This window comes from Haloterrigena salifodinae (assembly GCF_003977755.1).
In the GTDB taxonomy this organism is placed as follows: Archaea; Halobacteriota; Halobacteria; order Halobacteriales; family Natrialbaceae; genus Haloterrigena; species Haloterrigena salifodinae.
The window spans coordinates 320,529-343,907 of the sequence record NZ_RQWN01000002.1; the positions used below are offsets into that span (position 1 = coordinate 320,529).

Below are 23,379 nucleotides of genomic sequence, written 5' to 3' on the forward strand. Positions count from 1 at the left end.
TCTCGCTCTCGCGAGCCGGCGATTCGGGTACGGGAGTCGGGATTGACCGCTCGAGTTCGGGCGAGGTCGAAGGGCTTTCGACCGCGCGCGTGAAAGCCCGCGCAATGAGCGATCCAGCCGACGGGAACGGACAGGCGGGACTGCCGGAACTGCGGACCATCGCGGACTACCAGTTCGGCGCGGGCGCCGGTGAAGCCCTCTTTCCGCCCGCGGAGTCACTCACGATCAAACGCACCTCTTCGGGTCGGCCCCAGCAGATCCACGCCGACGATGGACGGATCGTCTCCTTCGGGACCGACGGCCGGTTCACCCTCGGCCTCGAGGGCGGCCGGCGACTTCACACGGCCCTCGAGCATCCCACCTACCGCGTCGTCGTCGACGACGAGAGCGAACCGTTCGTCCGCGACGAGAAGAACGTCTTCACGAAGTTCGTCCTCGAGACCGGCCCGGAAATCCGGCCGGGCGACGAGGTGCTCGTGGTCCACGAGCGCGGCGAGTTGATCGCGGTCGGGACGGCGGAACTGGCGGCCGACGCCATCGCGGACTTCGAGACCGGGATGGCGGTGAACGTGCGCGAGGGCGCGCCCGCGGAGAACTGACTTTTCTCGAGTCACGATTGACTGGCAACGGTTGACTGGCCGGGAGCGTGCCCGAGCGATAGCGAGGGCGCGCGACCCGGGGAAGGGCAGGCGACCACACGCAACGACCGCGAGCGAGGCCGAAGGCCGAGCGAGCGGGCCGACGACCGACCCGGAAGCCGCGTTCACGCGGCTGGAGGGGAGGGAGGAGTGCTTTTCATCAAAGCTGAGCGGGATCTCCGATCCCGCGAGGTCCAAAAGAGCGCTTCGCGCTCTTTTGAAGATTTTACCGAGTGCGGTCGCCCCGTGACCGCACACAGAGTAAAAGTTTGAACCGCAGAGTAAAAGGGTGCGGGTAGCGACGTGTCGGGTATGTTTGGAGGAGGCGGCGGCGGACTGAACCCGCGCAAGATGGAACAGATGATGCAACAGATGGGGATCGACGTCGAGGATATCGACGCCGAGGAGGTCATCATCCGCACCGACGAGTACGACCTCGTCTTCAACGACGCCGAGGTCACCAAGATGGACGCCCGCGGCGAGGAGACCTACCAGATCATCGGCTCGCCCGAACAGGTCGAGTCCGGTGCCGCCGGCGGGAGCGCCGGCGCTGACGAGGACGCCGGAGCCGCGATTCCCGACGAGGACGTCGAACTCGTCGCCACCCGCGCCGGCGTGAGCGAGGACGAGGCCCGCGAGGCCCTCGAGGCGGTCGACGGCGACCTCGCCGCGGCGGTCGAACGCCTCGAGTGACGTGACCGACGATAGCACTTCCGAGACTGAGGTCGAAACGGAGGGTGAGGACTGCGTCCCCGTCCTGCTGGTCAAGGGCGACCGCGAGTACCTGATCCAACCCGGCGGCGAGCAGGGGACCGATCTGGGCGTGCTCGAGGTGCCCGAGGACGTCCAACCGGGCGACACCATCGAGACGCATCTCGGCGAGGCGTTTCAGGTGCGCCGGCTACGCGGTCCGGATCTCTTCCACCAGTTCGAGCGGACGGGGGCGCCGATGGTCCCCCGCGACGTCGGGCTGGTGATCGGCGAGACCGGCGTCTCGCGGGGCGACCGCGTGCTTGACACCGGCACCGGGACGGGCGTGCTCGCGGCTTCAATGGCCCGCGCGGGCGCCGAGGTGGTGACCTACGAACGCGATCCGGAGTTCGCGGACGTCGCTCGCGAGAACATGAAACTCGGCGGCGTCGACGACAGCGTCGACATCCGGACGGGCGATCTGACCGAGGAGATCGACGCGCTCGAGCCCTCGTCGTTCGACGTGTTGACCCTCGATACGGGCGACGCGGCGGCCGTCGTCGAGCACGCGCCCGACCTGCTGGTCGACGGCGGCTTCGTCGCTGTCTACAGCCCCTTCATCGAGTCGACCCGTGAGGTCGTCGCGGCGGCCCGCGAGGTCGACCTCTCGAATGTCCGCACGCGCGAGACGATCCAGCGGGAGATGCAGTTCGACGACCGCGGCTCGCGGCCGTCGACCGCGCCGGTGGGCCACACGGGGTATCTGACGATTGCCCGCAACGTCTGAGTTCGCTTCGTTCGGCCCGACCCGTCCGCTCGGTGGCGGATCTCAGTGTTCGACGATTCACACGTCGGCCGAAATCCCGTTGTAAACCGGTTCCTACTACAGAAATTCATTCAGTTTCGAGTTGCGAATGTTCGCAATTGTTCGCAACCTTCTTTATTCGCTCGGGTGTCGAGACAGATAGCAATGGCTGTACTCTGGCTGGACGAGATCAGTGCTGGCGACCTCGAGAAGGTCGGCGGCAAAGGAGCCTCCCTGGGCGAACTCACGGGTGCTGGGCTGCCCGTGCCCCCAGGATTCGTCGTAACCGCCGGGACCTATCGATCGTTCATCGAAGAAGCCGAAATCGACGAGGAACTGTTCGCGGCCGTCGAAGTCGACGTCGACGACTCGTCGGCGCTGGCCGAGGCGGCCGACCGCGCCCAGGAACTCATCCTCGAGACGCCGTTCCCCGACGAACTGCGCGAGGAGATCCTCGAGTCCTACCGACAGGTCGGCGACGGCGAGGCGTTCGTCGCGGTGCGGTCGTCGGCAACGGCCGAGGACCTGCCTGACGCCTCCTTCGCGGGCCAACAGGAGACGTTCCTCAACGTTACCGAGGAAGCGCTGCTCGACCGCGTTCGGGAGTGTTGGGCCTCGCTCTTTACGCAGCGGGCGATCTACTACCGCCAGGAGCAGGGCTTCGACCACTCGGCGGTCAACATCGCGGTCGTCGTCCAGCAGATGGTCGACGCAGAGAAGTCCGGCGTGATGTTCACGAGTCACCCCTCGACGGGCGATCCGACGATGATCATCGAGGCCGCCTGGGGGCTCGGCGAGGCCGTCGTCTCGGGTGCGGTCTCCCCGGACAACTACGTCGTCGAGCGCGAGGACCGGTCGATCGACGTTACCGTCGCCGAGAAGAAGGTGATGCACGAAAAGGACGAGGAGACCGGCGAAACCGTCGAGAGCGAAGTTCCCCAGGACAAGCGGAACGAGCGGGTCCTCTCCGACGACGAGATTGGCGCCCTGATGGACCTCGGCGAGCGCGTCGAGGACCACTACGACGAGCCCCAGGACGTCGAGTGGGCCATCGTCGAGGGCGAGGTCTACATGCTCCAGTCCCGGCCGATCACCACCATCGACGAGAGCGACGGCGGGGCCACCGCTGCCGAGGCGACCGGCAGCGTCGATGCCTCGAAGGGACTGACCGACGGTAGCGGCGGCGTTCAGGCCGCCGGCGGCGAGTCCTCGAGTTCGGGTTCGGACGCCTCCGGCGAGGTAATCGTCGACGGGTTAGGCTCGAGTCCGGGGACGGTCAGCGGGGCCGCCCGGATCGTCAAAAAGCTCGACGACCTCGATAAGGTCGGCGAGGGCGACATCATCGTCACGGAGATGACGATGCCCGATATGGTGCCCGCGATGAAGCGGGCCTCGGGGATTATCACCGACGAGGGCGGTATGACCAGCCACGCCGCCATCGTCTCCCGCGAACTCGGCGTCCCCGCGATCGTCGGCACGACGAATGCGACGACCGTCCTCGAGGACGGCCAGGTCGTCACGCTCGACGGCGACAAGGGCGCGGTCCTCGAGGGGACGGAAGTCGAGCCCGATGAAGAGACCGAACCAGTCGAGGAGGTCCGCCCGCAGTCGCCGGTCAAGCCAATGACCGCGACGGAGGTCAAGGTCAACGTCTCGATTCCGGAGGCCGCCGAACGCGCGGCCGCGACCGGTGCCGACGGCGTCGGCCTGCTCCGCATGGAGCACATGATCCTCTCGCTGAACCAGACGCCTGCGAAGTTCATCGCGGAGAACGGCGAGGACGCCTACATCACCGAACTCGTCGAGGGAATCCGCGGCGTCGCCGACGAGTTCTACCCCCGGCCTGTCCGCGTGCGCACGCTGGACGCGCCGACCGACGAGTTCCGACAACTCGAGGGCGGCGCGGACGAGCCGAAAGAGCACAATCCGATGCTGGGCTATCGCGGTATCCGGCGCTCGCTCGACCGTCCCGACGTCTTCGCCCACGAACTCGAGGCGTTCCGGCGGCTCTTCGAGATGGGCTACGACAACGTCGAGATCATGTTCCCGCTGGTCAACGACGCCGAGGACATCTACCAGGCCAAGTCGCTCATGAAGGAGGCCGGCATCGACCCCGAAAAACGCCGCTGGGGTGCGATGATCGAGACGCCGGCTTCGGCGCTGTCGGTCGAGGAGATGGCCAAGGCCGGCATCGACTTCGCCTCGTTCGGCACGAACGATCTCACCCAGTACACGCTTGCGGTCGACCGCAATAACGAGCACGTCGCCGACCGCTTCGACGAACTCCACCCGGCCGTCCTGCGACTGATCGGCGACGTCATCGAGACCTGTCGCGAACACGACGTCGACACCAGCATCTGCGGCCAGGCCGGCTCCAAGCCGGAGATGGTCCAGTTCCTCGCCAAGGAAGGCGTCACGTCGATCTCGGCCAACATCGACGCCGTCCGCGACGTCCAGCACGAAGTCAAGCGCGTCGAGCAGAAGTTGCTGCTCGATTCGGTTCGCTAAGTCTGTCGGTTACGCCGTCCAGAACTCTTCTTTGTCCCGTATTTCGCTTCGCCGTGACGACCCATCGTCGGCGTGGTGTGCAAGCACCGGTAGACGCTACTCGCGTTCCGTTGCACAGCCGATCGTCGACGGCCGTCTCAGGTCGGCTGTGTGCCCGTCGACGGACTGCCGTTCGATTACCTCGAGAGCGCTTCGAATTCCGCGGTCCCGCACCGGCAGCCGTCTTTTCGGCCGATGGGCTGGACGGTCTCGTCGGCGAGAACCCACGCGGAGTAGATCGCGCCACAGTCGCGACATCGGGCGGCTACTTTCTCCCATTCGTCGGTCGTGGAACCGTCGGATTCCTGGGACTGACGGTGTGCTGTCACACCGTAATAAAGACGACCCTTGCGGAAGAGAGAAATGGTTGTATATACCACTCCAGGGGAACGAGCGCTCGAAACCGCCGGGAGCGGGGGCTCACTCGTCGTCCGGATGGGTGAACGTTAACGTGGACGTGATGAGGTTTCGATGGGCGGCGTGAAACCGCTTCGAGAGCGCCTGCTGGGAGATCCCTAGTTGGTCGGCCAACTCGTTCATCGTGATCTCCTGCGGGATCTCGTAGTAGCCTCCCTCGAGCGCCGCGACCAGCGTCTCGCGTTGTTTCGTCGTGAGATCGTACTGGGCGCTGGCCATCGGCTGTTCCTGTTCTTTGATGCGGTTGAGGTCGAACGCGATTCCGTTGTCCTCGCAGTAGTTCTGAAACCTGGCGAGACTGTCTCGGTCGTCGAATCGCATCCGAAGCTCCCAGTTTTCGTCCCGCCCGACCGCCTGCAGGATCGTCGCCCCGAGTTCGATGTAGGCGTAGACGATTGTTTCGACGTTCCGCGTCCACTCGGCGCGGTACAGTCTGGCGTCGTCGACCTCGTCGATTAGCGCGACGTCCGTCGTCGAGTCGTCGTCCTGAAACGCCGCCTCGAACGCCGCGTGGTCGCCGCCGCTGACCCAGAAGTACGGCATCACCCGGTCCTCAATCGTCGCCACGACCCGCTCGATCTCGACGACCATCTGCGGGACGGTCGTGAGGGCGTGGTGCAGCGCCAAATCGTCGGATTCGACCGAAAACTCCGCGATGATACTCATACGGTTCGTTCGCGTTCGGATCGAATAAAATCGAGCACACGCTGCTTCCTTTTCTCTGTGGCCTCGAGGAGATCGTCGCGCAAGTCCCGTCGCTTACGATCTTGTCTTCTCGACGTGGTACCAGCTCCCGTCCCAACTCAGGCCGTACTCGAGGAACGAGCGGAGCGTGAGAACCCCGAACGCGGGGTAGCAAAGCGGCGCGAGGGCGACGCTCCACGCGAGCCCGTCGATCCGGCCGTCGTGCCGGTCGCGCCAGGCGACGAGGCCGATCGTGCCGACGAGGGCCGCCGACGGGAGCAGGACGGCCGACTCGACGTCGAGGACGAGCAAGAGCAGGAGCTTCGAGACCAGCGCGAGGGTAAAGAGGCTGCCGAACAGGCTCGAGCACATCCGGCCGATCGAAATCGCGCCGCGGTGGCCGACCCGACCTCGCAGGAGGTCCACGAGGGTGGCGTGGAGCACCTCGATCTGGCCGACGCGCCAGCGCTTGCGCTGGCCCCAGAGGTCGGCCCACGTGTGGGGGGCTTCCATCGTGTTCGTACACTGGCGGGCCTGTCTAACGTCGAGGCCTTCGCGGTAGCAGGCGTGGGCGAAGTCCAGATCCTCGGTGAGCATGTCGTCGTAGCCGCCGATGCGCTCGTGGGTCTCGCGAGTGAACGCGGTCGAGGAACTGCGGCAGTTCGTGAAGCCGGCCAGTTCGACCAGCTTGTAGCTGGCGTGGAAGACGATGCGCTCGCAGTAGGCGACCGTTTCGACGAGGCCGGTCGGTCGCGGGACCCGCCGCCCCTGGAAGACGTCCGCGCCGGCCTCGAGTTCGCCTATCGCCGTCGGGAGGAACTCGGGGGCGATCCGCTCGTCGGCGTCGAAGACCGCGAAGTGGTCGGCGTCGCTCTCGCGGACGGCGTAGTTGATCGCTCCCGCCTTCGATCCCGGCTCGCCGTTTACCAGACAGTTCACGCGGTCGTGCTCGGCCGCGAGTTCGCGCGCTCGCTCGAGGGTCGCCTCGTCGTTCGGCTCGGCGACGACGGCGACCTCGAGGTTCTCGTAGGCGCTCTCACAGAGGCTCTCGACGCTTTCGTCCATCACTGCGTGGTCGCGGTAGACCGGGACGATCGCCGTGAGTTTCGGCCCGTCGGTAATCTTCTCGAGATCGCCTCGCGAGGACCAGACCTCGCGGACTAGCAGTAGACCGGTCAGCCCGACGAAGAACGTGAAGACCGCGGCGGCCGACAGCGCCTCGAGGAAGACGAAGCGGATGGTGACCGCCAGCAGGTCGATCGTGATCGATTGGACATCCGTTGCATCGAGAAACCCGAAGACGAACAGAGCGAGGACGCCGCTACCGGTGCCGAAGTATTCGACGAACCGCGACGCGGACGGGAGCATTAGCGGGCACTTTCGACTGACGCGGTATCAATATTTCTGCAGCTAGTGCTCTCCTCGAGGTCGCGTCCGTCCGGAGTCCCTCTCTGCGGAATCCGTCCGAGGACAGGACCGTTAAGCGCAACGTCTAAACGGGTGAACGTACTTATGCGTGATATGCAATCCGAGCCGCAAGCGTTCGACCGGGTGCTGTCGTCGATGTGTACGGAGCCCCACCCGGTAGCGCGTGACGCGGCCGAACGGTTCCTCGCGACCAATCCTGGTGATCCGGGGACGTATCCGTCGGTCTCGGCTCTCGAGGAGGAGGCGATCGCGACGCTGGGTTCGATCGCCGGCCTCGAGGAACCGGCCGGCTACATCGCCAGCGGCGGGACGGAAGCGAACATTCAGGCCGTCCGCATCGCTCGCGACCGCGCAGAGAGCCAGCGTCCGAACGTGGTCATGCCCGAGTCGGCCCACTTCAGCTTCCAGAAGGCCGCGGACATCCTCGGCGTCGAACTGCGCATCGTCCCGACCGACGACGACTTCCGGGCCGACCTCGAGGCGGTCCGCGCCTCGGTCGACGAGGCGACCGCGCTGGTGATCGGCGTCGCGGGGACGACCGAGTACGGCCGCGTCGACCCGATTCCGGAACTCGGCGAGATCGCGCGGTCGGTCGACGCCATGCTCCACGTCGACGCCGCGTGGGGCGGGTTCGTGCTGCCCTTTACGGACTACGACTGGAACTTCGACCACGCCGCGGTCGACACGATGGCGATCGATCCCCACAAGATGGGCCAGGCCGCGGTTCCCGCAGGCGGGCTGCTCGCCCGCTCCGAGGAACTGCTGGACGAACTCGCCGTCGACACGCCCTACCTCGAGTCGACCTCGCAGGCGACGCTAACCGGGACGCGGTCGGGCGCCGGCGTCGCCAGCGCCGTGGCGGCGATGGAGGAGCTGTGGCCCGAGGGCTACAAGCGCCAGTACGTCCGCTCGCAGAACAACGCCGAGTGGCTCGCCGATGCCCTCGAGAAACGCGGCTACGACGTCGTCGATCCGACGCTGCCGCTGGTCGCGGCCGACGTGCCCCGATCGACGTTCGACGCCCTGCGGGCGAAGGGCTGGCGGATCTCTCGGACCGCGACCGGCGAACTGCGCGTGGTGTGTATGCCCCACGTCACCCGCGAGATGCTGGCCTCCTTTATCGGCGATCTGGACCGACTCGAGGTGCGCGCGAGCGTGCCCGTCGCGAGCGACGATTGATTTCGCTCGAGTAATCGGGGCTCGAGACTGCGGTTTACTGCGGCGAGTGACTACCGTTTCCTCGAGACTCGAACGTTCTGCTCTCATCTTCTACAGTCGAATAGCGACGATCGGTAGCTGTTTGCCGCGTCACTGCAACTCTCGCGTATGGCGCTGGCACTGGATCGGATCGACGTCATGACGATCATCGGCTTCCCCGTGCTGGCCGCAGCGTCGGTCTCGGCGGCGCTCGAGGGTATCGTCGTCGCGGCTCTCGTCGGGGGCTTTGCACTCTCGCTATCGACGTGGCGGCTCTACGGCGGGCGGCCGTGGGAGGCGCTGGCGTGGCTGGCGTGGGTCGGCGCGGCCGTCGCGGTCGTGATCACTCCCGGGACGCTGGGGATCGTCGCGTTTCTCGTCCTGCTTCTCGTCGGCCTCGGACTGCTGTTCGGCGGTCGACTGGGCCTGCTGCCGACTATCTGGAACCGTGACGGAACGGCGACGAGCGACGAGTCGGTCGACGACTAGGGGCGACGGTCAGAGAGCGTCACCGTCGATCGAAACCGGCGGGTTTTACGCCCGGCACCGCCTCGTGATGCATATGAGCAACGACGAGTTCCCGACGGACCAGCCTGCGGTCGTGACCTGCGGGTTGCCCTACGCCAACGGCGACCTGCACATCGGTCACCTGCGAGGGTACATCGGCGCGGACGCCTTCTCCCGCGCCTTTGAGACGCTCGGCCAGGAAACGGCCTACGTCTGTGGCTCGGACATGCACGGTACCCCGGTCGCCGTCAACGCCGAACAGCAGGGCGTCGATCCGGAGGACTTCGCTCTCGAGTGGCACGAGCAGTACGAGGAGACGTTCCCGCAGTTCAACGTCGAGTTCGACAACTACGGCCACACCCACGACGAGACGAACACGGAACTGACCCAGGAGATCGTCCGGAAGTTGGACGACGAGGGCTACATCTACGAGAAGGAGATCCAGGTCGCCTACGATCCGGACGCCGACCAGTACCTCCCTGACCGCTACGTCGAGGGCACCTGTCCCTACTGCGGCGAGAAGGCCCGCGGCGACGAGTGCGACGAGGGCTGTCAGCGACACCTCGAACCCGGCGAGGTCGAGGACCCGACGAGTACGATCACGGGGAACCCCGCCGAGTACCGCGAGCGCACGCACAAGTTCTTCGAGGTCTCGGAGTTCTCCGACTTCCTGACGGAGTTCCTGGACGGCCTCGAGGGCACCTCTAACGCGCGAAACCAGCCGCGACAGTGGATCGAAGACGGCCTGCAGGACTGGTGTATCACGCGGGACATGGACTGGGGGATCGACTACCCCAACGGGGGCGATACTGAGGGCGACGACCTCGTTCTCTACGTGTGGGTCGACGCCCCGATCGAGTACATCGCGAGTTCGAAGCAGTACTCCGAGCGCGTCGGTACCGACGAGTTCGACTGGGAGCAGGTCTGGAAGGGCGACGGCGAGATCATGCACATCATCGGCCGGGACATCATCCAGCACCACGCGATCTTCTGGCCCGCGATGCTCGAGGGCGTCGGCTACAACAAGCCCCGCGGAATCGCCGCAACCGGCTTCATCACGATCAACGGGAAGGGGCTGTCGACCAGTCGCAACCGCGCGATCTGGGCGAAAGAGTACCTCGACGAAGGGTTCCACCCCGACCTGCTGCGCTACTACCTGACGACCACTGGCGGCCTCCAGCAGGACGTCGACTTCTCGTGGGACGCCTTCCAGGAGAAGGTCAACGGCGAGTTGGTTGGCACGGTCGGTAACTTCTGGTACCGCTCGCTGCTCTTTGCCTACCGCAACTACGAGGGGACGCCGAAGGCCGACGTCTCCGAGGAAGTCCGCGAGCGCATCGAAGGCGCCATCGGCGACACCCGCGAGAGCGTCAACGACTACGACCTGCGGGGTATCGGGCAGGCCGCCACCGAACTGGCCCAGTTCGGCAACGAGTACATCCAGCGCAACGAGCCCTGGAAGCTCACCGACGAGGAGCCCGAACGGGCGGCACAGGTCATCCGCGACTGCGTCCAGATCGCCAAGGCCGTCGGCGTCCTCCTCGAGCCGATCGCGCCCGACAAGGCCCAGGCTCTCTGGGAACAACTCGGCGAGGACGGCGCGGTCGCGGACGCCCACCTTGAGGACGCCCTCGAGGCCCCGCCGCGGAACTTCGACGAACCCGGCGAACTCTTCGCGAAGATCGAGGACGACCGCGTCGAGGAACTCAACGAGAAACTCGAGGAGCGCGTCGCCGCCGCGGGCGACGACGGGGACGACGAGGAAACCGAAAGCGACGACACCGACGGGGACGAAGCGGGCGATATGGCAGACACCGACGATATCGAGGCGCTCGCCGACAATCGCATCGGCTTCGAGGACTTCCAGGAACTGGACATCCGCGTCGGCCGAATCGAATCGGCCGAGGGAATCGAGGGTGCTGACGACCTCGCGCGACTCGAGGTCGACATCGGCTTCGAGACCCGACAGGTCGTCGCGGGCATCAAGCAGCTCCACGACCTCGAGGAACTCCCCGGGGAGAAGTGCATCCTGCTGGCGAACATGGAGAAGGCCGAACTGTTCGGCGTCGAGTCCAACGGGATGATCCTCGCCGCGGGCGAGGAGGCGGACCTCCTGACGACCCACAGCGACGCCGAGGTCGGCGAGAAGATTCGCTAACGCGGCCGCTTGAGCGGTCGACTCTCGGTTTTCGGTCCTCGATTCGATTCCGCGTTACTCCGACTGTCTCGCATCGTAGCGACGGACGAGCTCGGCGACGTACCAGAACTTGAGCGCCATCGCCGCGACGCCGGCGACCGCCGCCCGAATCGGCTGCTTTCGGTACGCGGCGACGACCGCGTAGCCACTCGTCGGGACGTTGAGAACGTTGAGCGCGTTCGGATACGAGAGTTCGAGAACCCCTTCCTGTCGTTCTCTCGTCCACCACCGCTCGGCGAGCACCACACGAGTCATCCACGCGTCGTCAGTTTTCGGCGGCGAAAACAGGAGCGGGTTGAGTATCGTAAACGCGACGGCGGCCGCGCCGAACCGCCAGTTACGACTGTAGATCGCGTACAGGATCGCGGGCAGCAGCAACGTGCGACTCCAGCCGCTTTTCGGGTTCGAGTGTCGCTCCCAGAAGGTCTCCTCGAACTGCTCCAGCGCGGTCATGGTCGTTGTCGGACGCCGACTCGCAAATAGGTTCACGCGCGGTGCGCGTCGATCGGGACGGTAAGTGCAGCGAACGGCGTTGGCGGCTCGAGAGCGGTCAGAGAACCGTCTCGAACGCCTCGAGTGTCGAGAGTTCGTAGGTCGGCTCGTGGGTGTGTGCGCCGCCGTCGGCGTCGTCGTGGCCGGGATCGACCCAGGCCGAGTCCAGCCCCATCGCGTTCGCGCCGGCGACGTCGGCGCGGATCGAGTCGCCGACGTGGATCGCCGCGTCCGGAGCCACGCCGAGTTCCCCGAGAGCGTACTCGAAGGGGGCCGCGTCGGGTTTCGGGAAGATCCCCGCGCTCGGCTCGGTGAAGACGCTGACGTCGAAGGCGTCGGCGATGCCGAGTGCCTCGAGTTTTTGCGTCTGGGTCGGCCGGCCGCCGTTGGTGATCAGCCCGACCGGTCCGAGGTCGCGGGCGTGCTCGAGGGCGGCCCGCGCGCCGGGACGGAACCTGACGGCGGTCGGGTCCTGTTCCTCGAGGTACGCCCCAGCCAGCCGCGGCGCAACCGCGGAGTTGACGTCGGCCCGACCCGCGACCTCGGTGAAGAGGTTCTCGTAGAAATCGCGATCCGTTTCGGCCGTCGGAAGCGACGGCACGGCCGCTCGCAGGTCCGCTGGCGTACAAAACGGGTCGATGCTGGCCCGCTCGAACGCCGCCTCGAGCACGTCCCTGGCGTTGCGCGTCGGCTCACAGAGGGTGCTATCGAGATCGAAACAGATCGCGTCGTACGCAGCCATCTACGACACGTACGGTCGTGTTCGTTCTTAAGGTTTCGACAGCGTGAGAATCTCTTTCACACGGTAGTTGGAGCTCGAAGGTCGAAGTTCAATCGCTCGACGTTTTTCGCAGCCGTTATTTTCACCGCGGCACCTGTCGGTGTATGGACGTCGTCAAACGAGTACACATCGTGCCGCTGGGCTACGAGTACGACCGGATCCTCGGGCCAATCCGGAACCAACGAGCCGATCTCGTCTACCTGCTCGAGGACGACGGCACCGACGCGGGGGCCCGGACCGGGACGGCCGACTACCACGACGACCTCCGGGCGGAACTCGAGTCGGCCGTGCCCGAGGTTCGAACGCGGGAGTGCGATCTAACGGACGTCTACGCCGTCCTCGGTATCGTGACGACCCTCGCGGCGAAGCACGCGGACGACGACGTCTCGGTCAACGTCTCCGGCGCGGGGACGATCCCCGCCATCGGCGCGACAATGGCGTGTATGGACGTCTCGACGGACGCTCGCGCCTACTACGTCGAACCCGAATCCTACGACCACGACGGGGAGCGCGAACCGATATCGGCGGGCGTCGCCGAAACCGAACAGCTCCCGGCGTATCCGATCGACTCGCCGACGCCCGACCAGGTCGCGATCATGGACTTTCTCGCCGAGCCGTCCGACTGGGAGGAGTACCACGACGCGCGGACGACGCCGCCGAAGAAGAAGGACCTGATCGAGTACGCTCGCGATCGGAACCTCTCCTTTATGGCCGATCGACGGCCGCCCGAGGATCGCGGCGGCGAGGACAAGGGCGCCTTTCGTGTCCTCGATACGCACGTGCTTGAGCCACTCGCGGACGACGGCTACATTACGATCGAATCCGTCGGCCGGCGTCGTGTCGTCGAACTCACCGAGCAGGGGGAAAACGCCTACCGGGCGTTCAAGCACAAGCTCGCGGCGGTCGACGGCGTCGAGTACGAGTACGAATCCGAGGCTCGAGGCTGAGCGACCGCGGTACCCGACCGTCCGATGGCGACCGGAGGGCCGAAGCGGCGGAGGGGCCGGCGCGTCGACACCGGTGGTTGGCGGTGGAGGGCCGAAGCGTCGGGAACCGGACCGATCGGGCGGCGCGGACGCCGACACGGAGGGGCGGCGAGGTGGGAGGAGCGACCGTCAGCGGCAACCTACTCGTCGGCGACCAGCGCGGCTAGCTTCGTCCCCAGCCGAGCGCACTCGAGGTCGGCCTCGAGTCGCTCGACGTGGGCGTGGAGGCTCGCCTCGTCGAGGTCGGCCCCGCGGTCGTCGAGACAGACGGGATCGCCGGCCGCTCGAGCGAGCAGGAACGGGGCGGCAACGGCGAGATACGAACCGGATAGGTCGGGGCCAGCGACAGTCCCGCGCTCGGCGGCGGCCAGCAGCTCGCGAGCGACGATCAACCGGCGCCGCAACGACGCGATCTCCGACTCCGGCGTCGGCGTGCCGAGATGGCGCGACAGCTCCGATTCGACCGCGACGACGTCGTCGGGGTCGACGTCGAACGCGGCCACGAGCTCCTCGCGATCGACCGTCGGGCGTCGGCTCCGCCGGGTCGCGAGCCGAACGGCCCCTAGTACGGCCGGGGTGTGGCCGTGTTGCAGGGCCGCCAGCTCGCCGGCGTGATCGAACGCCGCGCGGGCGATGTCGGCGACCGCGTCGACCTCGAGTCGACGAACCGCTTCGTCGACCGATGGACCGTCGTTCGCGATCCCGGAACCGCCTCCCGCGGGGGACTGTCGCTGACCCATATGCGTGTCATCTCGCCGCCATACATTATCTACTTCTGAGAAAGTATCATTACTATCGTTACTATCTTCACTTCCGTTACTACCGATACGATCGAGACTGCGAGCAATGTTCCGACGGGTTGCAGAGCGCACCGAACGTCGCTTGATCCCACACCGCCCCTCGAGTCGGCTCTCGATCGAAGACGGCGACTCGCCAGCGAAGACGTGACGGCTCGGGGACATCGGCCAGTACCGTCCCGAACAGCCGACAGCGATCGCGGACGGGTCCGCCCGCCCTGCGGCATTCGCCACGTTCAAGCCGGTCCCCTTCGAGGGTCGAGATATGACGCGATCTGTCTGGGTCAAAGCCGACGACACCGTCGGCGACTGGGACGACCGCCGGGCGCGGATCACCGCCGCGCTCGAGGCGGGTGCAGACTGGGTACTGGTCGACGAAGAGGACGTCTCCCGCGTGCGCGAACTCGGCGACATCAACGTCGCCGCCTTCCGGACCGACGGCGACGTGACGCTGGTCGACGACATCGACGACGTCGAGACCGACGCGGACGCGGACGCCGACGACGTCGCCGAGTCGACGACGGACGCCGACGCGGTCGTCGTCGGCAAGAACGGCGAGGGCGACGCGACGATCGATCTCCCCGAAGACTTCTCCGGCTCGGCCGACCTCTCGACGCTTCGCCGGCGCGACGGCGACGTTGAGCGCGGCGCCTACGTCCGCATCCTCGGCAAAGAGTACGAGCGGTTCGCCGAGACGGCCGCCGAGGAGGCCGACCACACCATCATCGTCGGCGAGGACTGGACGATCATCCCCCTCGAGAACCTGATCGCCCGGATCGGCGAGGAGACCAACCTCATCGCGGGCGTCACCACCGCCGAGGAGGCGAAGACGGCCTTCGAGACCCTCGAACTGGGCGCCGACGCGGTTCTGCTCGACTCCGACAGTCCAGACGAGATCCGCGAGACCGTCGAGGTCCGCGACGAGGCCGAACGCGAGTCCCTCGACTTGGAGTACGCCGAGGTGCTCGACATCGAGCAGATCGGCAGTGCCGACCGTGTCTGTGTCGATACGGGAAGCCTGCTGGAACACGACGAAGGGATGCTTGTCGGCTCGATGGCCCGCGGCCTCGTGTTTGTCCACGCCGAGACGGCCGAATCCCCGTACGTTGCCTCCCGGCCCTTCCGGGTCAACGCGGGTGCCGTCCACGCCTACGTCCGCACGCCCGGCGGCGGCACGAAGTACCTCTCGGAGCTTCAGAGCGGCGACGAGGTCCAGGTCGTCGACACCGCGGGCAACACCCGCGAGGCCATCGTCGGCCGCGTCAAGATCGAGAAGCGGCCGATGTTCCGGGTCGCCCTCGAGACCGACGACGGCGACCGCATCGAGACGCTCCTCCAGAACGCCGAGACCATCAAGGTCGCCACCGGCGAGGGTCGGACCGCCGTCACGGACTTGGAGGCCGGCGACGAACTCCTGTTGTACACCGAGGACACGGCGCGTCACTTCGGCGAGGCCGTCGAAGAGAGTATCATCGAGAAATAGTCGATTTCGTCGACCTCTCGGATCGGCATCATAGATATTTGGTAACTTACCCCATGTTCTGCAGTCGGATTCGGCACGGTGTGTCGACTAGTTGCCACAATCGCGGACAGTATCCCGTCGAGACACCCTGAAACGGGGAAATAATCCCTTGTGACGGTAATTCCACGCGGCGGCGAACAACTTCTATGGTGGTTGTTATCGTCACACGTGGCAGACGATGAGTATTACTCGAGAGGCCATTCGATCGGTCGAACCGCCCGAATTCGCAGTGACGCTTCGTAATGCCGGCCTCGCGGGCGCAGGCGGCGCCGGATTCCCGACATACGCCAAGTGGGAGCGCCTCGACGAGGTCGACTCGCTGCTGGTCAACCACCAAGAGAGCGAACCGAACTACTACATGGACAAGTGGCTGGGCCGCGAGCGAACCGAGGAGTTGGCGGCGCTGTTCGACGGACTCCTCGAGCGGGCGTTCGATCGGATCGTCATCGCCGCCAAGTGGCCCGACCGCGACGAGTGGATGGGCGACCTCGAGGCGGCGACCGACGCGACGATCTATGCCCCGGACGCGCTGCCAGTCTCCGAAGACGAGACGGGAATCGTCATCGCCTACACCGACGACAAGTACGAGTTCGGGATGGAGAGCGTCCTCATGCGGCTCGTCGCGGGCGTGGTCATGGGAGGGAACGAACTCCCGATGGACAACGGCTGGATCGTTCAGAACACCGAGACGCTCTCGAACGTCTATCGCGCCCTCGTCGACGGGGAGCCGACGACCCGCAAGTTCGTCCACGTCGACGGGCGGGTGCCGACCCACCGGTTCCTTGAGGTACCGATCGGCACGCCGGCGACGGACCTGCTCGAGGCAGCGGGTCGCACGGACGACCTCGCCGACAACGAGGTCATTCTTGACGGTGGTCCGGGGTGGTGTTTCGAGATCGACGCGGCCCCGGATGCGTTCGGGGTCCGCAAGCGAACGAACTGCCTGCTCGTGATGGAGGAGTCGGTCGTCAAGGAGAACACCATCGGAAGCGGCGGCCGGGTCAACGTCCTCGCACCAGCGGCGTGGAAGGAGTCGGTCCACGAGACGGCCCCGACAGAAGCGCTCCGTCCGGACCGCGTCGAAGTGCCCCTGATCACGAACCCCGATTTCGAGGGGGTCGTCACGCCGAGCGAGCCGATCGTCAAAGTCGGCGACGAACTCGAGACCGGCGAGATGATCGCCCGGCCGGCCGACGGGATCAGCATCGCCCAGCACGCTCCGATCGACGGCACGGTTACCGGTGTCGGCGATCGATCGATTACGATCGAGCGCGATGACCGGTCGACGTCGGGCTGATGCCGCCGGCGCGGCTACGGCTCACCGTCGGCACGACCACACGGTCGTCGATCGGATCCACGCGGACGGGGTCCGCCGATCGCAGATGACGGTGCCATCGCCGTCCTCGTAGCTGACGTAGTGGTCGAACGCTCGATCCGCCGTCGCCTCTCGCTCATCGTAGTCGCCCTTTGCGTGCATTCGAAATCACGTCCGTCGGTCGCCGAGACCGACCTGATAGCCGCCGTACCAAGCGATTGGTGAAAAGGGCTCCGTCGATGTACTACTAGTGTGATTATATCACGGGTGCGTAGTGGTAACGCCGGTCACTCGAGCGGGGCTGGAGATTACGTCTGGGCCGGTTCCTCGTCGGGGCTCGGCTCGAGGCGGGCCGTACACCAGTGACAGAACTCGAGGTCCTCGTCGAGTTCCTTTCCGCATTCGGGGCAGGTAGCCCCGCCGTCGTCTCCGCCGCTGCTCGGCGAGAACTCGAGCGCTCGAACGATCGCGTCGAACGCCGCGATGAGGTTGACGAACAGGACCGTTAGCTGAGACAGCATGTCGACCTCGCTGGTGATCGTCATCGCCTCGGCGAACGATTCGGCCGCTGCGATCTGATCGACCGGGAAGAAGAGCCAGAACGTGACGAAGTAGAGTCCGGCAAAGAGCAGCGCTCGAAGCCAGTCCCGGATCACGACGTGTCCGGCACCGGGAAAGACCATCGAGAGGCCAGCGGCGACGACCGCGCGAAGCCATGTCATCGTACGTGGTGGTAGGGGACCCTCGTCCTTAACATTCCGATTTCTTTCGACGACGGTGTACGTTCGGATCGATAACCGTTCTGGGCGGGAACGGACCGGCAACCCGTTCCCGAGCAGTCGATTCGTTTCGAAAATCGAGAGCTCGAGACGCGATCTCGTCTCCCGTCACCAAGACTCGTTGTGAGCCGAACATGAACCGTTCCATATCGCGAGTCGCTTCGCTCTCACTCGGTCTGCGTAACTTCTCGCCGGCTTGGATACGCTCTCTACAGTCCCTCGAGAACACCATCATCCACCGCGCCCGTCTCGAGCGTCTCTACTAGCGAACGGAGTTCGCGCAGCGGCAACTGTCCAGGCGCGTACTCGCTCGAGTCCGAGGCCAGCGGCGCGTAGCCGAGCGCCGAACCGTACAGCGGGGCGACGACGCGCGTGTGACTGCCGAGTTTTCCCATTCCCATCCCGGCGGTCCGAATTCCGTCGCGAGTGGCGCTTTCGATCGCCGACAGAATCCGCAGACAGTCCCGGCGGTCTTCGACCTGGGTGGCGAACTTGGCGATGTCGCCGTACTCGGCGCACTCCTCGATGATCGCGTCGAGGGTCTCCCGATCCGGCGTTGCGTCGAAATCGTGGAAGGAGATCACCAGTTCTACGTCCTGGTCGCGGAACTCGTCGACAACCCACTCCGTCCCACGGGCCGTCTCGAGTTCAACGTCGACCAGTTCGACGGCGCCGAATTCCGCGGCGGTCATCAACGCGTCCAAGCGACCCTGATCCTCCGCGTGGCCGCCGGCCCACTGCGACCGGTTCGTGGCGAGAATTGGCAGTTCGCCGTCGTAGTCGGCGAGTTGCTCGATCGGGTCGTTCGCGCTGTCCATCCGAAACTCGAGCAGATCGGCGGCCTCGCGCGCGTCCGGTTCCCGTCCGAGATCGTTCGTCGTCGCAGCGAGGGAGAACCCGTCGACGGTCATGATACCGGCTACCAATCCCCCAGATAAAAGGATTTCGAGAGGCCGGATAGCGCCGTCTGCCAAACGCCCGCCGGCGACTGGATTTGATCACCACGGAGAGGCGGAAAATCACGAGATACAACGGTCATTCGCCGGAGTTAATCGAAGTGAAGCGTCCGATCGACGTCGGAGTCGTCGTTCGAACCACGCGACAGTTCAAGGCTCGAGATGGCCATTTATATATCTATCATCGAGAATCCTCGAGAGTGTTCGTCCGGAACGGATTCGAGCGGCGAGTCAGCGGACGAGGAGGAGGCGTCAGCGATCGGCCAGTCGACTGACGTCGGAGAGAACGGCGGTGGCGGTCTCCGGGCCGCCGGCGCCGCGGCCGCTCGAGTGGAGCGAGCCGGCGTGGCGCGTTTCGATCTGGACGATATTGCGGGTACCGGTGACCGCGAGCGGGCCGTTTTGCGGGACGAGTCGCGGGGCGACGCGGACGCCTTCGCGGGTGGCCTCGCCGATCAGCCGAATCGTTCGGCCGTCTTCGGCGGCCAGATTCAACGCGCTACCCGGAATGTTCTGGATTCCCTCGACATCCGCGTCCTCGAGAGCGAAGCCGCCGTCGGAAAGGACGTTCGCCAGGATGACGAACTTGAGCGCGGCGTCGGTGCCGTCGACGTCGAAGGTGGGGTCGGCCTCGGCGACGCCCAGGTCCTGGGCCTCCGCGAGGACGTGATCGTAGTCCAGTCCCTCGGCGGCCATCCGGGTCAGGATGAAGTTCGCCGTGCCGTTGAGGACTCCGCGAACCGCTGTGACGGCCTGCGGCGTTTCGTCTTCGATCGTCGAGAGGACCGGGATGGCACCGCCGACCGTCGCTTCGAACCGGATCGAACCCGCGCTCTCGTCCTCGAGCGCGCGGAGTTCGTCGTACCGTTCGGCGACGGGGCCCTTGTTGGCCAACACGACGTGGCGGTCGGCCTCGAGGGCGCGTTCGACGTGGGTGAATCCGGGTTCGGCGTCGCCGAGCGTTGTCGGCGTCGCCTCCACGAGGACGTCGTACTCGCCCTCGAAGACGTCGTCGGGGTCGTCGACGCCGACGGGTTCGCCGCTGCGTTTGCGCTGGAGTGCGCCTTCGACGTCGATGCCGTCGTCGTCGATGACGGCGTTCGTCGAATCGGCGAGGGCGACGACCTCGTGACCGTACTCGCCGGCGAGGTCGGCGACCGATCGTCCGACGTCGCCTGCACCGAGAATCGCGAGTCGCATCAGGCGTCACCTCCGAGCAGCGGTTCGACGACGGTGAGATCCTTCTCCTCGCTGACCGATCGGATGGTCTCGAAGACCGCTTCGGACCGCCCGGAGTCGATCGCGAGTCGCACTCGGGCGCTCGAGGTGTCGCCGGTTCCCTGTGGCGCGGACAGCGACAGATCGAGAACCGCGGCGCTCGTCTCGTTCTCGATCGCCAGCAGGGTATCGGAGAGATCCGTCTCGATGAGGTGACCAACCAGCACGACGCTGATCTCTTCGCCGTAGCGTTCGGCGCCGGCCTGAATGACGTTGATGCCGTTTTCCCGGAGTGCGGCGACGATATCGTCGAACCGATCCGGCGGACAGCCGAGGTCGACCTCGACGGGAATGTGTCCTCGCGGCGTGATATTGCCGCGTTCGTGGTGGATACTCATGAGATTGCCGCCGTTTTCGGCGATCGGTTCCAGCGCGGCGAGTAACTCGCCGGGTTCGTCGACCAGTTCGAGGCGGACGGTGTAGGTACGAACGCCGCCGTCGGTCTCGGTGCCGAGGTCACCCGGTGGCGTCGGTTCGTCACCCATCGGTGTCACCGCCTCTCGGCACGTGATCGTCCGTCATCGTGGGCATGCTATCGTCTCCGTAACGGGAACGTAAAAGCGTATAGATATCCTCATCGCTCGAGACCGACTCGAGCGGGCCGCTGTGGCGGTTTCGGCGGCGACTGTTGTAGCGACGCTCGACATCAGTTCGCTCGAAACGACGCTCTCCCGGATAGAGAGCGACACTCGTTCTTCATTGCAGCCGCCGAACGTGCTCTTTCTTCTCCTGCTCGAGGTGTCGCTCCCGGGTATATCTATCTAACTACAGTTCTTTCGAATACTATATTATCGTGCATGTATCTGTTGATCAGGTCGGTCGAGTAATCGAATTGAGATACACCCGAAAAGCGGCTCCTTCGCCTGTTGTCCGGTGTATTGGTCACTCCTAATTAGATTCGATACTATTTTGATTATCTGGATTTCTTGCGCTTAGAAACAAATATTGTAGCCGAATCCGCCTGATTTAGGCCGATATTCGCCATCTCTGTGTGTGATCCAGGACTATTTTCCCTACTCCGATTATTCGGTGGCGATCGAAGATATCGAATTGAAAAGTAGTATAGAAATATGGCAATTAATCCCCCTCCCCCTGTTCGAGGCGACGAGAGCAAACTGCTTCGTCTGCGTCCGAGCGAACAACCCACGAGACCCATCGTAGGCCACCCGGCAATCCAGGGCCACTGTTCACCGTCAACCGCGCTATCAACGCCGACTATTCCATTCTATATCGCAATATGAGATTTATGATTGTCGTAAACGGACTGCTATCGGCTGTGTGGATTACGACTGAAAGAAATTCGACGACTTCGTCGCCGCGATTAGATGTCCGAGACGACCTCGTGCTCGACGTCGACGGCCTGCGCGTCCTCGTCCAGCAGCGCCACGACGAGATACGGCACGTAGGACTCGAAGTACTCGACGACTTTGGCGATCCGTTCGGAGTCGATTGCCTCGAGGGAGTCGAGCAGCATGAACGGGACCGTCTCGTAGACATCGTGGACGAGATAGCCCGCGAGCGCGAACACGAGACCGGTTACCTCTCGCTCGCTCTCGCTCAGGTGCCCGATCGTGTCCTCGTAGGCCGCGCCGTCGTCGGTACTGCGGACGATTTTGAGGTCGAACGACGATCGCTCGACCTTCCGGCGGCCCTCGCGGACCTCGCGGCGCGTCCGGTCGATCCAGATGCGGTCGAGGTTATCGTAACCCAGTGCCTCGAGGAGGTTCTCCATGTGTTCGTTGAACCCCTCGACGGCGTCGGCCTCGATCTGATCGATGCGCGTTCGGAGATCCGTCAGTTCGTCGGTGATGTCTTCGCGACGCTCCTGGAGATTGCTGCGGTCGTCGAGTCGCTGTTCGATCTCGTCGATCTCGTCGTCGATCTCCTCGCGCTCGCGCTCCTTGCGTTCGAGTTCGAACTCGAGTTGGTTGACCTCCTTGTGCTGGTCGAGGACCCCGCTGTAGTCGTCGGTCTCGAGGTCGTCGATCGTCGTCTCGAGGTCGTCGATCTCCTCGGTGAGGGCCTCGCGGTCGTCAACCAGGTCGTCGAGCCGGCCCTGTCGCCGGTCGAGTTCGTCGTCGATCGAATCGAGGCGACGCTGAGTCTGCCGGTACTCGGTCTTGTTCTCGTTGATCTCCGAGAGCGTCTCCCGACGCTCGTCGAGGTCGGAGCTGATCTCGGAGCGCTCTTCGATGCGCTCCTGTCGGACGGACCGGAGCTGTTCGATCGTCGTCTCGATCTGGTCGCGGGGAACCGACGAGCCGCAGGTCCAGCAGGTGACTGACTCCGAGTCCGCGAGCAACTGGTCCGTAACCGGGCCGTCATCGTCCTCAGTGGCGGCATCCGGAAGGACCGATTCCTGTTCGTCGAGCAGTTGCTCGTTGAACTGAATCGTACTCTGTAGCTGCGAGATCTCGTCGGAGAGTTCCGCCTTTTCCGTCTGGAGGGTGTCGATTTCGGCTTCGAGGCGGCTGACCTCCGTCTCGTCGCCCGACGAGAGCGACTCGAGACGCTCCTCGACCTCGTCGCGTTCGTCCTCGAGAGCCTCGATACTCTCGCGTTCGGTCTCGATGCGGTCGCGGACGGTTTCGAGCTCCGAGCGGGTGTCGCGAAGCTCCGCGAGTTTCTCCTCGAGTTCGGACTCCTCCTCGCGTCGCTGTTCGACGTCGACGTTCGTCTCCTCGAGTTCTTCGCGGGCCTCTTCGAGGTCCGCCTGAAGCGACTCGATCTCGTCGGTGAGACGGGTCCGTTTTGCCTCGAGGTCGGGCAGCCGGTTCTCGAGATCGTCGAGTTCGGACAGCCGCTCGTCGAGTTCCCGTTTCTGCTGTTCGTACTGCTCGATTTCGGCCTTGATCGCGTCGGTGTCGACCGGCCGCATGATCAGTTCGCGGAGGTCGTCGCCGCGGGCGACGGCCTGTCGCGCTTCGTTAGTTTCGAGCAGGAACGCGAACAGATCGGCGAGTTCCGGATCGTCGAGATACGGATCGCCGTCGGTAACAATCGTTCCGCCTCGGCGTTCGAGCGTCCGCCGGTATGTCTCGTCGCCGAACTCGAGGACCGCGTGGCCCTCGTCGGCGTCGGCTTTGAGACTCGCTTGCTCGCTTCCGAGCGCTGCCATGATCGCCTGCAGCAGCGATGTTCGGTTGGTCGCGTTGCGCCCGGAGAGCACCGTCACCCCGCGGTGAAACGTAACCTCCGTTTCGTCGATACCCCCGATGTTATCGACCGAAAGGGTGGCTGCCCCCGGAATGTCTCGTTGTTTCGTATCCAGTCCAGGTTCCATGCACCGGTGTACTGTCCCCACACATATAGATATTCCCACTTCAGCCACTCGTGAGAATTTGCCGGTTCCAGGTTTCGACG

At 65.0% G+C, this 23,379-nt stretch carries 22 protein-coding genes; 10 read left to right on the plus strand and 12 right to left on the minus strand.

Going from position 1 to position 23,379, the window contains the following annotated elements:
* Positions 1-104: 104 nt before the first annotated feature.
* From EH209_RS10400 to ppsA, 4 genes are all read left to right on the plus strand, one after another.
* Positions 105-599 carry a PUA domain-containing protein gene (locus tag EH209_RS10400; RefSeq protein WP_126662845.1) on the plus strand — a complete coding sequence of 165 codons (495 nt, stop codon included), beginning with the start codon at positions 105-107 and terminating at the stop codon, positions 597-599.
* Positions 600-950: 351 nt separating this feature from the next.
* On the plus strand, positions 951-1,331 hold the full coding sequence (locus tag EH209_RS10405) for a nascent polypeptide-associated complex protein (protein ID WP_126662846.1): 381 nt from the start codon (positions 951-953) through the stop codon (positions 1,329-1,331).
* A 1-nt stretch (position 1,332) separates the two neighbouring features.
* Positions 1,333-2,115 (plus strand): methyltransferase domain-containing protein, encoded by a 783-nt coding sequence (locus EH209_RS10410; RefSeq protein WP_126662847.1) that lies wholly within the window; start codon positions 1,333-1,335, stop codon positions 2,113-2,115.
* A 183-nt stretch (positions 2,116-2,298) separates the two neighbouring features.
* The gene (gene ppsA / locus EH209_RS10415; RefSeq protein WP_126662848.1) at positions 2,299-4,641 is read left to right on the plus strand and encodes a phosphoenolpyruvate synthase; all 2,343 of its coding nucleotides are present in this window, start codon (positions 2,299-2,301) and stop codon (positions 4,639-4,641) included.
* A 176-nt stretch (positions 4,642-4,817) separates the two neighbouring features.
* Here the strand turns inward: ppsA and EH209_RS10420 are convergent, their stop codons facing one another.
* From EH209_RS10420 to EH209_RS10430, 3 genes are all read right to left on the minus strand, one after another.
* Positions 4,818-5,009, minus strand: a complete 192-nt coding sequence (locus EH209_RS10420) for a hypothetical protein (protein ID WP_126662849.1) — start codon at positions 5,007-5,009, stop codon at positions 4,818-4,820.
* A 91-nt stretch (positions 5,010-5,100) separates the two neighbouring features.
* Positions 5,101-5,763, minus strand: coding sequence for a helix-turn-helix domain-containing protein (locus tag EH209_RS10425; RefSeq protein WP_126662850.1), 663 nt, complete (start codon positions 5,761-5,763; stop codon positions 5,101-5,103).
* Positions 5,764-5,856: 93 nt separating this feature from the next.
* Positions 5,857-7,149, minus strand: coding sequence for a glycosyltransferase (locus EH209_RS10430; RefSeq protein WP_126662851.1), 1,293 nt, complete (start codon positions 7,147-7,149; stop codon positions 5,857-5,859).
* Between the two features lie 144 nt (positions 7,150-7,293).
* Here EH209_RS10430 and mfnA point away from each other — a divergent pair, with 144 nt between their 5' ends.
* The 3 genes from mfnA (at position 7,294) to metG (ending at position 11,071) form a co-directional block, all read left to right on the plus strand.
* The gene (gene mfnA, locus EH209_RS10435; protein ID WP_126662852.1) at positions 7,294-8,388 is read left to right on the plus strand and encodes a tyrosine decarboxylase MfnA; all 1,095 of its coding nucleotides are present in this window, start codon (positions 7,294-7,296) and stop codon (positions 8,386-8,388) included.
* Between the two features lie 147 nt (positions 8,389-8,535).
* Positions 8,536-8,895, plus strand: coding sequence for a hypothetical protein (locus EH209_RS10440; RefSeq protein WP_211338345.1), 360 nt, complete (start codon positions 8,536-8,538; stop codon positions 8,893-8,895).
* A gap of 73 nt (positions 8,896-8,968) precedes the next feature.
* Positions 8,969-11,071 carry a methionine--tRNA ligase gene (metG, locus tag EH209_RS10445; protein WP_126662853.1) on the plus strand — a complete coding sequence of 701 codons (2,103 nt, stop codon included), beginning with the start codon at positions 8,969-8,971 and terminating at the stop codon, positions 11,069-11,071.
* A gap of 54 nt (positions 11,072-11,125) precedes the next feature.
* On the opposite strand, the gene EH209_RS10450 is transcribed toward metG, so the two are convergent.
* Together EH209_RS10450 and EH209_RS10455 are read right to left on the minus strand one after the other, a co-directional pair.
* Positions 11,126-11,563: a DUF6653 family protein gene (locus tag EH209_RS10450; protein ID WP_126662854.1), complete on the minus strand. Its 438-nt coding sequence runs from the start codon at positions 11,561-11,563 to the stop codon at positions 11,126-11,128.
* A gap of 97 nt (positions 11,564-11,660) precedes the next feature.
* Positions 11,661-12,344 carry an HAD family hydrolase gene (locus EH209_RS10455; protein WP_126662855.1) on the minus strand — a complete coding sequence of 228 codons (684 nt, stop codon included), beginning with the start codon at positions 12,342-12,344 and terminating at the stop codon, positions 11,661-11,663.
* 143 nt (positions 12,345-12,487) lie between these two features.
* Between EH209_RS10455 and EH209_RS10460 the strand changes: the two genes are divergently transcribed.
* Positions 12,488-13,330: an HFX_2341 family transcriptional regulator domain-containing protein gene (locus EH209_RS10460; protein ID WP_126662856.1), complete on the plus strand. Its 843-nt coding sequence runs from the start codon at positions 12,488-12,490 to the stop codon at positions 13,328-13,330.
* A gap of 179 nt (positions 13,331-13,509) precedes the next feature.
* Here the strand turns inward: EH209_RS10460 and EH209_RS10465 are convergent, their stop codons facing one another.
* The gene (locus tag EH209_RS10465; RefSeq protein ID WP_126662857.1) at positions 13,510-14,109 is read right to left on the minus strand and encodes a hypothetical protein; all 600 of its coding nucleotides are present in this window, start codon (positions 14,107-14,109) and stop codon (positions 13,510-13,512) included.
* Between the two features lie 322 nt (positions 14,110-14,431).
* Here EH209_RS10465 and EH209_RS10470 point away from each other — a divergent pair, with 322 nt between their 5' ends.
* Entirely contained in the window at positions 14,432-15,649 is a 1,218-nt protein-coding gene (locus EH209_RS10470) for a 3-dehydroquinate synthase II (protein WP_126662858.1), read from the plus strand.
* Positions 15,650-15,866: 217 nt separating this feature from the next.
* Complete coding sequence (locus EH209_RS10475) at positions 15,867-16,985, plus strand: NADH dehydrogenase subunit (protein WP_126662859.1); 1,119 nt, start codon at positions 15,867-15,869, stop codon at positions 16,983-16,985.
* Between the two features lie 21 nt (positions 16,986-17,006).
* On the opposite strand, the gene EH209_RS24015 is transcribed toward EH209_RS10475, so the two are convergent.
* From EH209_RS24015 to EH209_RS10500, 6 genes are all read right to left on the minus strand, one after another.
* A complete protein-coding gene (locus EH209_RS24015) occupies positions 17,007-17,165 on the minus strand; it encodes a DUF7331 family protein (RefSeq protein ID WP_164722031.1) in 159 nt (52 codons plus the stop codon).
* A gap of 146 nt (positions 17,166-17,311) precedes the next feature.
* On the minus strand, positions 17,312-17,725 hold the full coding sequence (locus EH209_RS10480) for a zinc ribbon domain-containing protein (RefSeq protein ID WP_126662860.1): 414 nt from the start codon (positions 17,723-17,725) through the stop codon (positions 17,312-17,314).
* A 266-nt stretch (positions 17,726-17,991) separates the two neighbouring features.
* Positions 17,992-18,693: a type I 3-dehydroquinate dehydratase gene (locus tag EH209_RS10485; protein ID WP_126662861.1), complete on the minus strand. Its 702-nt coding sequence runs from the start codon at positions 18,691-18,693 to the stop codon at positions 17,992-17,994.
* Between the two features lie 297 nt (positions 18,694-18,990).
* Positions 18,991-19,938, minus strand: a complete 948-nt coding sequence (locus EH209_RS10490) for a homoserine dehydrogenase (RefSeq protein WP_126662862.1) — start codon at positions 19,936-19,938, stop codon at positions 18,991-18,993.
* A complete protein-coding gene (locus EH209_RS10495; RefSeq protein WP_008896212.1) occupies positions 19,938-20,501 on the minus strand; it encodes an amino acid-binding ACT protein in 564 nt (187 codons plus the stop codon). The genes EH209_RS10490 and EH209_RS10495 overlap by 1 nt, the downstream gene beginning before the upstream one ends.
* Positions 20,502-21,337: 836 nt before the next feature.
* Positions 21,338-23,299 carry an archaea-specific SMC-related protein gene (locus tag EH209_RS10500; protein ID WP_126662863.1) on the minus strand — a complete coding sequence of 654 codons (1,962 nt, stop codon included), beginning with the start codon at positions 23,297-23,299 and terminating at the stop codon, positions 21,338-21,340.
* Positions 23,300-23,379 lie beyond the last annotated feature (80 nt).

Excerpts from the sequence above, each read along its gene's own strand:
- EH209_RS10425 (WP_126662850.1), bottom strand. The coding sequence starts at position 5,763 with ATGAGTATCATCGCGGAGTTTTCGGTCGAATCCGACGATTTGGCGCTG.
- mfnA (WP_126662852.1), top strand. The coding sequence starts at position 7,294 with ATGCGTGATATGCAATCCGAGCCGCAAGCGTTCGACCGGGTGCTGTCG.
- EH209_RS10495 (WP_008896212.1), bottom strand. The coding sequence starts at position 20,501 with ATGGGTGACGAACCGACGCCACCGGGTGACCTCGGCACCGAGACCGAC.
- EH209_RS10460 (WP_126662856.1), top strand. The coding sequence starts at position 12,488 with ATGGACGTCGTCAAACGAGTACACATCGTGCCGCTGGGCTACGAGTAC.
- EH209_RS24015 (WP_164722031.1), bottom strand. The coding sequence starts at position 17,165 with ATGCACGCAAAGGGCGACTACGATGAGCGAGAGGCGACGGCGGATCGA.
- EH209_RS10440 (WP_211338345.1), top strand. The coding sequence starts at position 8,536 with ATGGCGCTGGCACTGGATCGGATCGACGTCATGACGATCATCGGCTTC.
- EH209_RS10475 (WP_126662859.1), top strand. The coding sequence starts at position 15,867 with ATGAGTATTACTCGAGAGGCCATTCGATCGGTCGAACCGCCCGAATTC.
- EH209_RS10400 (WP_126662845.1), top strand. The coding sequence starts at position 105 with ATGAGCGATCCAGCCGACGGGAACGGACAGGCGGGACTGCCGGAACTG.
- EH209_RS10480 (WP_126662860.1), bottom strand. The coding sequence starts at position 17,725 with ATGACATGGCTTCGCGCGGTCGTCGCCGCTGGCCTCTCGATGGTCTTT.
- EH209_RS10490 (WP_126662862.1), bottom strand. The coding sequence starts at position 19,938 with ATGCGACTCGCGATTCTCGGTGCAGGCGACGTCGGACGATCGGTCGCC.
- EH209_RS10500 (WP_126662863.1), bottom strand. The coding sequence starts at position 23,299 with ATGGAACCTGGACTGGATACGAAACAACGAGACATTCCGGGGGCAGCC.
- EH209_RS10450 (WP_126662854.1), bottom strand. The coding sequence starts at position 11,563 with ATGACCGCGCTGGAGCAGTTCGAGGAGACCTTCTGGGAGCGACACTCG.
- EH209_RS10430 (WP_126662851.1), bottom strand. The coding sequence starts at position 7,149 with ATGCTCCCGTCCGCGTCGCGGTTCGTCGAATACTTCGGCACCGGTAGC.
- ppsA (WP_126662848.1), top strand. The coding sequence starts at position 2,299 with ATGGCTGTACTCTGGCTGGACGAGATCAGTGCTGGCGACCTCGAGAAG.
- EH209_RS10485 (WP_126662861.1), bottom strand. The coding sequence starts at position 18,693 with ATGACCGTCGACGGGTTCTCCCTCGCTGCGACGACGAACGATCTCGGA.
- EH209_RS10405 (WP_126662846.1), top strand. The coding sequence starts at position 951 with ATGTTTGGAGGAGGCGGCGGCGGACTGAACCCGCGCAAGATGGAACAG.
- EH209_RS10465 (WP_126662857.1), bottom strand. The coding sequence starts at position 14,109 with ATGGGTCAGCGACAGTCCCCCGCGGGAGGCGGTTCCGGGATCGCGAAC.
- EH209_RS10455 (WP_126662855.1), bottom strand. The coding sequence starts at position 12,344 with ATGGCTGCGTACGACGCGATCTGTTTCGATCTCGATAGCACCCTCTGT.
- metG (WP_126662853.1), top strand. The coding sequence starts at position 8,969 with ATGAGCAACGACGAGTTCCCGACGGACCAGCCTGCGGTCGTGACCTGC.
- EH209_RS10470 (WP_126662858.1), top strand. The coding sequence starts at position 14,432 with ATGACGCGATCTGTCTGGGTCAAAGCCGACGACACCGTCGGCGACTGG.